Source organism: Streptomyces sp. NPDC029836, assembly GCF_055574495.1.
Genome location: NZ_JBVHZI010000035.1, coordinates 1 through 7937, shown reverse-complemented (window position 1 = coordinate 7937; position 7937 = coordinate 1). Strand labels below are relative to the sequence as shown.

1 pseudogene is annotated in these 7937 nt (G+C 71.2%); it reads right to left on the bottom strand.

Going from position 1 to position 7937, the window contains the following annotated elements:
- A pseudogene (locus tag ACZ4XJ_RS37225) lies at positions 1–7928 on the bottom strand (SDR family NAD(P)-dependent oxidoreductase); the annotation flags it as partial.
- Between the last annotated feature and the right edge of the window lie 9 nt (positions 7929–7937).

Below are 7937 nucleotides of genomic sequence, written 5' to 3'. Positions count from 1 at the left end.
GCCCCACCCGCACGCCGCTCAACCATCCGCCGCGCCGGCACCCGCACCAACCCACGCAACAACGCCGGCACCGAACCCGACGACACCGCCTGCGCCCGCAACACCGACACATCCAGATGCATCGGCACCAACACCGCCGCATCTTGTCCCATGGCCAGGTCGAAGAGCCCAAGCCCCTCGTCGGCGGCCAGCGCGGCAATACCCTCACGGGCGAGGCGAAGCAGGTTGGCCTCGTCCAGGGTCGCCGCCATTCCGGCCGCTCCACCGGCCTGCGGGGCCCACAGGCCCCAAGCGAGCGCGGTGCCCGCCAGGCCCTCGGCGCGACGCTGCTCGGCCAGCACCTCCAAGAAGGCATTGGCCGCCGCGTAATTCGCCTGCCCGGCCGCGCCGAACGCCGCAGCCGCACCCGAGAACAGGACGAATGCCGAGAGGTCCATGTCCCTGGTCAACTCGTGCAGGTTCCACGCCGCGTCCACCTTCGGACGGAGCACTGTCGCCACCCGCTCCGGGGTCAGCGAGGCCAGCACACCGTCGTCCAGCACACCTGCGGTGTGCATCACGGCCGTGAGCGGATGCTCCGCCGGTACGAGGTCCAACAGGCGGGCGAGCGCGCCCCGGTCGGCGATGTCGCAGGCGACGAGGTCGACCTGCGCGCCCAACCCGACCAACTCGGCGACCAGTTCTTCGGCTCCCTGCGCCTCCGGACCGCGCCGGCTGGTGAGCAGCAGCCGCCGCACCCCGTACGCGGTCACCAGGTGGCGGGCGAACAACCGGCCCAAACTGCCCGTGGCACCCGTGACGAGCACCGTGCCCGACGGGTCGCCCAGGCTGATCCGGGCCTCGGAAGCAGCGTCCGCAGCCTGCACACGCACCAGACGCGGCACGCTGACCACGCCATCCCGGACCGCCAACTCCGGCTCACCGGACGCCAACGCGGCGGCGAAGCCTGCCGCCGACACCCCGTCCACGTCCAGCGTCACGACCTGGCCCGGGTTCTCCGACTGCGCCGACCTCAGCAGACCGCGCACCGCGCCACCCGCCAGATCCCGCACACCCTCCCCCGCACCCACGGCCACCGCACCCGACGTCACCCACACCAGACGCGTACCCGCGAACCGATCGTCCCCAAGCCACCCCTGCACCAACTCCAGCGCGCCGTTCACCGCCGCGTGGACGGAGCCCACGGTGTCCCCGGCGAGCGATTGCACGCCCGGCAGCACGAAGACCGCGTCCGGGACCGGCTCCCCCGCGTCCAGCGCCGTACCCAGCGCGTCCGCGTCGGCGTACACGGTGACCAGCGCACCCGTGCCGCCCAAGCCGAGCTCATCGCGGCCCAGGACGGCCCAACGAAGGCCGGTCGGGGCAGTCACGATCGGCGCGGGCACCCATGCGACGCGGAACAGGGACTCGACATGGCCACCGGTAGCGGCGTTGACCTGCTCGGCCGAGGCCGGCCGCAACGTCAACGACTCCACCGCCGCCACCGCCCGCCCGAACTCATCCGCGACCAACAACGCCAACGTGTGCGGATCCTCCGCGGACACCGGCGTCAACCGCATCCGCAGCGCCGAAGCACCCCCCGCGCACAACGAAACACCGGACCAGGAGAAGGGCAGTTGTGCACCTGCCCCGGTCGCAGCGGGGTCACCGTGGCCGATGGCGTGCAGGCCCGCGTCGAGCAGAGCAGGGTGCAGACCGAACCGCGCCGCGTCCCGATGCCCGTCCTGCGGAAGTACGACCTCCGTGAACAGCTCGCTCCCGCGCCGCCAGGCGGCCTTCAACCCCTGGAACAGCGGTCCGTAGGCCATGCCGTCACCGGCGAGATCCGCGTACAGCCCGCTGACGTCGACCGCGACGGCGTCGACCGGCGGCCACACCGCCAGCTCACCGAAGTCGGCCGCAGTCTCCGATCCGGCACCCACGGCCAGCACACCGGACCCGTGACGCGTCCACGACTCCCCGGCGAGTGCGTCCTGATGCCGGGAGTACACGGCGAACGCTCGGCTGCCGGAGGCGTTCGGCGCCTCGACGGCGAGCTGGAGGTGTACGCCACCGTGCTCCGGCAGGACCAGCGGGGCCTCCAGCGTCAGCTCCTCGACCACATCGCAGCCGACCTGGTCACCGGCCCGAACCGCCAACTCCACGAAAGCCGTGCCCGGCAGCAGCACCCCACCGTGGATCGTGTGGTCGGCGAGCCAGGGGTGCGTGTCCAGCGACAACCGGCCGGCGAGCAGTACGCCGTCCGAGTCGGCGAGGGTGACCGCCGCGCCCAGCAACGGGTGGTCGGCGTCGCCGAACCCGATCGCCCCCGGGTCACCGGTCGCGTACGCGACCTCACTGGGCCAGTACCGCTGTCGCTGGAAGGCGTACGTCGGCAGGTCGACGCGTCGGGCGCCCGTCCCCGCGAAGAACGCCGACCAGTCGACGTCAACACCGTGCACGTGGGCCTGGGCGAGGGCCGTCGTGACGACCTGGACCTCGGGGCGGTGCTTGCGGAGCGCGGGCAGGAAGGCGGCGTCCTGCGTCACGCAGTCCTGCGCGAGCGCGGACAGCACGCCGTCCGGGCCGAGTTCGACGTACGTCGTCACCCCGGCGGCTTCCAGGGTGCGGACCCCGTCCAGGAAGCGCACCGCTTCGCGGACGTGGCGTACCCAGAAGTCCGCCGACCCCATGTCGTCGGTGACGAGGGCGCCGGTCAGGTTGGAGACGATCGGGATGCGCGGCGTCGCGAACGACAACCCCTCCACCACTTGGCGGAAGTCCTCCAGCATCGCGTCCATGTGCGGCGAGTGGAACGCGTGGCTGACGGTCAGCCGCTTGCTCTTGCGGCCGGTGAGCGAGGCGACGATGGCTTCCGCCGCGTCCTCGTCGCCGGCGATGACGACGGCCTGCGGCCCGTTGATCGCGGCGATGCTCACCGGCTCGGTCAGCAGCGGCAGGACCTCGTCCTCGGACGCCTGAACGGCGATCATCACGCCGCCGGACGGCAGGGCCTGCATCAGCCGGCCGCGCGCCGCGACCAGCGCACAGGCGTCGTCCAGCGAGAGCACGCCCGCCGCGTGCGCGGCGGCGATCTCACCGATGGAGTGACCGGACAGGAAGTCCGGTCGCACACCCCACGATTCGAGCAGCCGGAACAACGCGACCTCGATCGCGAACAACGCCGGCTGCGTGAACCGAGTTTCGTCCAACAGGTCGGTGTCCGACCCGAACAGGACGTCCCGTAGCGGGAGTTCCAGCAGCGCGTCCATGCGGGCGCAGATCGCGTCCAGCGCGTCCGCGAACACCGGGTAGGCGTCGTACAGTTCGCGCCCCATTCCCAGCCGCTGACTGCCCTGACCGGTGAAGAGGAACGCCAGCTCACCACCCGACGCGGCACCCTGGATCAGGCCGGGCACGGAGTCCCCCGCGGCGACGGCTTCCAGCCCGGCGAGGAATGCCGGCCGGTCCTCGGCGAGAACGACAGCGCGACGGTCGAGCACGGACCTCGACGTGGCCAAGGAGAAGGCGACGTCGGCGGGTTCGAGCAGTTCGTCGTCCGACGCGATCCACGCCGCCAGCCGCTCGGCCTGCACGCGGAGGGCGGCGTCGGTCTTCGCCGACAGGATCCACGGCAGGGTGCCGGGAACTCGCCGCGGGACGGCCGTCAACTGCTCGTCCAGGACCTCGGGAGCCTGCTCGATGATGGTGTGCGCGTTGGTGCCGCTGAAGCCGAACGAGGAGATGCCCGCGCGACGCGGCCGGCCGGTCTCCGGCCAGATCCGCTGTTCGGTGAGGAGCTCCACGTCGCCCGCGGTCCAGTCGACGTGCGGGGTGGGCTCGCCCACGTGCAGGGTCTGCGGAAGCACCCCGTGCTGCATCGCCAGGACCATCTTCATCACACCCGCCACACCGGCCGCGGCCTGCGTGTGCCCGATGTTCGACTTGATCGACCCCAGGAACAGCGGCTGGTCCGCGAAACGCTCCTGCCCGTACGTCGCCAGCAGCGCCTGCGCCTCGATCGGGTCCCCCAGCATCGTGCCCGTGCCGTGCGCCTCGACCGCGTCCACCTCGGCCGCCGACAGACCCGCGCCGGCCAGCGCCGCACGGATCACCCGCTGCTGCGACGGCCCGTTCGGCGCCGTCAGACCATTGCTCGCACCGTCCTGGTTGATCGCCGAACCACGAATCACCGCCAACACCGGATGACCGTTGCGACGGGCGTCCGACAGCCGCTCCACGAGCAGCATGCCGACACCCTCACCCCAACCCGTACCGTCCGCGTCCGCGGCAAAAGCCTTGATCCGACCATCGGCGGCCAGCCCGCGCTGCCGACTGAAGTCGATGTACGCGCCCGGCGACGACATCACCGTCACACCACCGGCCAACGCCATGCTGCACTCACCGTTGCGCAACGCCTGCACGGCCCAGTGCAACGCCACCAGCGAGGCCGAGCACGCGGTGTCCACCGTCACGGCCGGACCCTCAAGCCCGAACGCGTAGGAGAGGCGGCCGGACACCACGCTCGCCGCGTTGCCCGTGCCGAGGAATCCTTCGATTCCCTCCGGGATCACCTGGAAGGTCGAGTCGTAGTCCTGGCCGTTGGTTCCGACGAAGACGCCGGCCTGACTGCCCCGTACGGCGGCCGGGTCGATACCCGCCCGCTCGAACGCCTCCCACGTCGTCTCCAGCAACAACCGCTGCTGCGGATCCATCGCCAGAGCCTCACGCGGCGAAATGCCGAAGAAGTCCGCGTCGAAATCGGCGGCGTCGTACAGGAAACCGCCCTCACGGGCATAGAACGTGCCCTGCTGATCCGGATCCGCACTGTAGAGCCGCTCCAGATCCCAACCACGATCCACCGGGAACTCACCGATGGCGTCACCACCACTCGACAACAACCGCCACAGATCCTCCGGCGTACGCACCCCACCCGGGAACCGGCAACTCATCGCCACGATCGCGATCGGATCGTCATCGACGGCCGTCACCGCCCCCACCACCGGACCCGCGATCTCCGCACGGGTACCGAGGAGTTCGTCCCGCAGGAAAGCGGTCAGCGCGGAAGCCGTCGGGTAATCGAAGATCAGCGTCGCGGGCAGGGTCACACCCGTCACCGCACCCAGCCGATTGCGCAGCTCGACAGCGGTGAGCGAGTCGAACCCCAGCTCCTTGAAAGCACGCTCCGCGCCGACCGCCTCCGAGCCGTCGTGCCCCAGAACCACCGCGACCTGCGCACGGACCAGAGCGAGCAGCTCCCGCTGCAACTCGGCCGCACCGAGACCGGCGAACCTACCGACTGATGCGCCAGTGTCCTCGGCCCGCGCGGCAGGCCCGGCAGGCCGGGTCTCCAGCAGCTCGGCGAAGAGGTTGCTCGGGCGTACGACGGTGAACGCGGGACCGAAACGCTCCCAGTCCACGTCCGCCACCAGCAGGGCCGGAGCATCGCTGGACGCCGACACGCTCTGCCGCAGGACGGCCATGGCCGTGTCCGGCGCCATCGGCGGCAGACCCTCACGACGCATCCGGGCCTCAAGGGCTTCGTCGGCTGCCATTCCGCCATCGGCCCACGGGCCCCAGGCGAGGGAGGTCGCGACCAGACCGGCCGCACGCCGCTGCTCGGCAAGCGCGTCCAAGTAGGCGTTCGCAGCAGCGTAATTGCCCTGGCCGGCGGCGCCGACCGTGCCGCTCATCGAGGAGAACAGTACGAAGGCGGAGAGCTCGATGCCGAGCTCGACCGTCAGCTCGTGCAGGTTGAGGGCGGAGACCGCCTTGGCCCGCAGCACTGACTCGAACCGCTCCGGGGTCAGAGCATCCAGCACCCCGTCATCAAGGATCCCGGCCGTGTGGACGACCGCCGTCAGCGTGTCGGCCTCCGCCGCGAGGAGAGCCCTCAGCGCATCGCGGTCGGCGGCGTCACACGCCACCACCGACACCTCGACACCCGTTCCCGACAACTCGACGGCCAGCTCGGCCGCCCCGGGCGCCTCCGCGCCCCGGCGGCTGGTCAGCACCAGACGCGCCGCGCCGGCTTCGGCCAGCCATCGCGCGATCCGACCACCCAGCGCGCCCGTACCGCCCGTCACCAGCACGGTTCCGGTCGGCGTCCAGGAATCCGAACCCCCGGCTGCCGCACGCACCAGGCGACGTCCGAAGACACCCGAGGAACGGACCGCGAGCTGGTCCTCGCCGTGGGCACCATCGGCGAGCACACCGGCCAGTCGGGCCATCGCCCGCTCGTCCCACACCTCGGGAAGGTCGACGAGACCTCCCCAACGCTCCGGCACCTCCAACGCCGCAACCCGACCCAGACCCCACACCTGCGCCTGAACCGCCGACACCAGCGCATCGGAACGGCCCACACTCACCGCACCCCGCGTCAGGCACCACAACGGGGCCTCAACGCCGGCATCGCCCAACGCCTGCACCAGGGCGGACGTCGCGACGACACCGGCAGACTCGTCCAGGGCGAGCAACGACACCACACCGGCGACGGACCCGACGCCGGACAGCAGGCCGGCCAGAGCAGCCCGCTCCGTCCCCGCATCCACCTCGACCCGCCGGACCTCGGCGCCGCGCCCGGCCAGCGCCTCCACCACGGCCGTGTCATCCACGGCTCCGCCCGGGAGCACGACCAGCCAGGTGCCCGACAGCCGCACACCGGCGGCGCCCGCCGCAGCATCCGTCAGCGGCTTCCACGTCACCCGGTAGCGCCGGCGGTCCACTTCGGACCGGGTCCGCAGGTTGCGGCGCCAGGCCGACAGTGCGGGGAGAACCGAGCCCCACGCACCCTCGTCGTCCATGTTCAGGGTGTCGGCGAGGGACTCCATGTCCTCGCGTTCCACGGCGTCCCAGAATCGGGAGTCCAGGTCGGGGCCGGCGCTGTTGCGCGCCGCGCCCGTCAGCTGCAACCAGAAGCGCTGCCGCTGGAAGGCGTACGTCGGCAGCTCCACCCGGCGGGCGCCCGTACCGGCGAAGAACGCCGACCAGTCCACGTCCAGGCCCCGCAGGTGGGCCTGAGCCAACGAAGCGACCACCGTCTCGGGCTCGGGACGCCCGTTGCGGAGAACGGGAACGAAGGCAACGGCTTCGCCGGCTGTCACACCCTCCTGAGCCATGGCCGAGAGCACGCCACCCGGGCCGAGTTCGACGTACGTCGTCACGCCCGCCGCTTCCAGGGTCCGGATGCCGTCGAGGAAGCGCACGGTTTCCCGGACGTGCCGCACCCAGAACTCGGCGGTGGCGAGTTCCTCGGTGACGAGGGTGCCGGTCAGGTTCGACACCACCGGGATGTGCGGTGCGGCGAACCCCAGCCCCTCCACCACCCGGCGGAAGTCCTCCAACATGGCGTCCATGTGCGGCGAGTGGAACGCGTGGCTGACCGCGAGCCGCTTGCTCTTGCGGTTACCCAGGGACTCCACCACCGCGACTGCGGCGTCCTCATCGCCCGCGATCACGACCGACTGCGGGCCGTTCACGGCGGCGATGCTCACCCGGTCCGTCAGCAGCGGCAGGACCTCGTCCTCCGAAGCCTGAACGGCGATCATCACGCCACCGGCCGGCAGCGCCTGCATCAACCGACCACGCGCCGCCACCAACACGCACGCGTCGTCCAGCGACAACACACCCGCCACATGCGCGGCAGCGATCTCACCGATCGAATGCCCCGACACGAAGTCGGGCCGCACACCCCACGACTCGAGCAGCCGGAACAACGCCACCTCAACCGCGAACAGCGCCGGTTGAGTGAACCGAGTCTCGTCCAACCGAGCCGCATCCGAGCCGAACAGCACGTTCCGCAGCGGTACTTCGAGGTCGAGACGGGAGAACACCGCGTCCAGCGCCTCCGCGAACACCGGGAAGGTGTCGTACAGTTCGCGCCCCATTCCCAGCCGCTGGCTGCCCTGACCGGTGAACAGGAAGGCAACCTTGCCGCCGACCGGCGAGCCCGTCACGAC